Annotated in this window: 2 rRNA genes (1 of these 2 only partly in view); both read left to right on the plus strand. The window is 52.3% G+C overall.

The features are described 5' to 3' along the window. Positions 1–92: 92 nt before the first annotated feature. Positions 93–1,642, plus strand: a 16S ribosomal RNA gene (locus tag NYE38_RS00990). 174 nt (positions 1,643–1,816) lie between these two features. Further along, positions 1,817–2,500 (plus strand): 23S ribosomal RNA (locus NYE38_RS00995) (it continues 2,246 nt past the right edge of the window). Together the 16S and 23S rRNA genes form the textbook arrangement of a ribosomal RNA operon.

A 2,500-nucleotide genomic window follows, 5' to 3' on the forward strand; every position in this document is an offset into this window, starting at 1 on the left:
ATGATCTTTGAAAACTAAACAAGACAAAACGTACCTGTTAATTCAAAGTTTTAAATAAATCGCACAGCGATGTGCGTAGTCAGTCAAACACTTTATCGGAGAGTTTGATCCTGGCTCAGGACGAACGCTGGCGGCGTGCCTAATACATGCAAGTCGAGCGGACAGATGGGAGCTTGCTCCCTGATGTTAGCGGCGGACGGGTGAGTAACACGTGGGTAACCTGCCTGTAAGACTGGGATAACTCCGGGAAACCGGGGCTAATACCGGATGGTTGTTTGAACCGCATGGTTCAGACATAAAAGGTGGCTTCGGCTACCACTTACAGATGGACCCGCGGCGCATTAGCTAGTTGGTGAGGTAACGGCTCACCAAGGCGACGATGCGTAGCCGACCTGAGAGGGTGATCGGCCACACTGGGACTGAGACACGGCCCAGACTCCTACGGGAGGCAGCAGTAGGGAATCTTCCGCAATGGACGAAAGTCTGACGGAGCAACGCCGCGTGAGTGATGAAGGTTTTCGGATCGTAAAGCTCTGTTGTTAGGGAAGAACAAGTGCCGTTCAAATAGGGCGGCACCTTGACGGTACCTAACCAGAAAGCCACGGCTAACTACGTGCCAGCAGCCGCGGTAATACGTAGGTGGCAAGCGTTGTCCGGAATTATTGGGCGTAAAGGGCTCGCAGGCGGTTTCTTAAGTCTGATGTGAAAGCCCCCGGCTCAACCGGGGAGGGTCATTGGAAACTGGGGAACTTGAGTGCAGAAGAGGAGAGTGGAATTCCACGTGTAGCGGTGAAATGCGTAGAGATGTGGAGGAACACCAGTGGCGAAGGCGACTCTCTGGTCTGTAACTGACGCTGAGGAGCGAAAGCGTGGGGAGCGAACAGGATTAGATACCCTGGTAGTCCACGCCGTAAACGATGAGTGCTAAGTGTTAGGGGGTTTCCGCCCCTTAGTGCTGCAGCTAACGCATTAAGCACTCCGCCTGGGGAGTACGGTCGCAAGACTGAAACTCAAAGGAATTGACGGGGGCCCGCACAAGCGGTGGAGCATGTGGTTTAATTCGAAGCAACGCGAAGAACCTTACCAGGTCTTGACATCCTCTGACAATCCTAGAGATAGGACGTCCCCTTCGGGGGCAGAGTGACAGGTGGTGCATGGTTGTCGTCAGCTCGTGTCGTGAGATGTTGGGTTAAGTCCCGCAACGAGCGCAACCCTTGATCTTAGTTGCCAGCATTCAGTTGGGCACTCTAAGGTGACTGCCGGTGACAAACCGGAGGAAGGTGGGGATGACGTCAAATCATCATGCCCCTTATGACCTGGGCTACACACGTGCTACAATGGACAGAACAAAGGGCAGCGAAACCGCGAGGTTAAGCCAATCCCACAAATCTGTTCTCAGTTCGGATCGCAGTCTGCAACTCGACTGCGTGAAGCTGGAATCGCTAGTAATCGCGGATCAGCATGCCGCGGTGAATACGTTCCCGGGCCTTGTACACACCGCCCGTCACACCACGAGAGTTTGTAACACCCGAAGTCGGTGAGGTAACCTTTTAGGAGCCAGCCGCCGAAGGTGGGACAGATGATTGGGGTGAAGTCGTAACAAGGTAGCCGTATCGGAAGGTGCGGCTGGATCACCTCCTTTCTAAGGATTTTAACGGAATATAAGACCTTGGGTCTTATAAACAGACGTTCCCTGTCTTGTTTAGTTTTGAAGGATCATTCGATTCTTCGAGATGTTGTTCTTTGAAAACTAGATAACAGAAGTAATTCACATTCAATTAGTAATGCAAGATATCACGTAGTGATTCTTTTTAACGGTTAAGTTAGAAAGGGCGCACGGTGGATGCCTTGGCACTAGGAGCCGATGAAGGACGGGACGAACACCGATATGCTTCGGGGAGCTGTAAGCAAGCTTTGATCCGGAGATTTCCGAATGGGGAAACCCACCACTCGTAATGGAGTGGTATCCATATCTGAATACATAGGATATGAGAAGGCAGACCCGGGGAACTGAAACATCTAAGTACCCGGAGGAAGAGAAAGCAAATGCGATTCCCTGAGTAGCGGCGAGCGAAACGGGACCAGCCCAAACCAAGAGGCTTGCCTCTTGGGGTTGTAGGACACTCTGTACGGAGTTACAAAGGAACGAGGTAGATGAAGAGGTCTGGAAAGGCCCGCCATAGGAGGTAACAGCCCTGTAGTCAAAACTTCGTTCTCTCCTGAGTGGATCCTGAGTACGGCGGAACACGTGAAATTCCGTCGGAATCCGGGAGGACCATCTCCCAAGGCTAAATACTCCCTAGTGACCGATAGTGAACCAGTACCGTGAGGGAAAGGTGAAAAGCACCCCGGAAGGGGAGTGAAAGAGATCCTGAAACCGTGTGCCTACAAGTAGTCAGAGCCCGTTAACGGGTGATGGCGTGCCTTTTGTAGAATGAACCGGCGAGTTACGATCCCGTGCAAGGTTAAGCAGAAGATGCGGAGCCGCAGCGAAAGCGAG

It is taken from the genome of Bacillus sp. EU63, from assembly GCF_038592915.1.
GTDB lineage: Bacteria > Bacillota > Bacilli > Bacillales > Bacillaceae > Bacillus > Bacillus velezensis.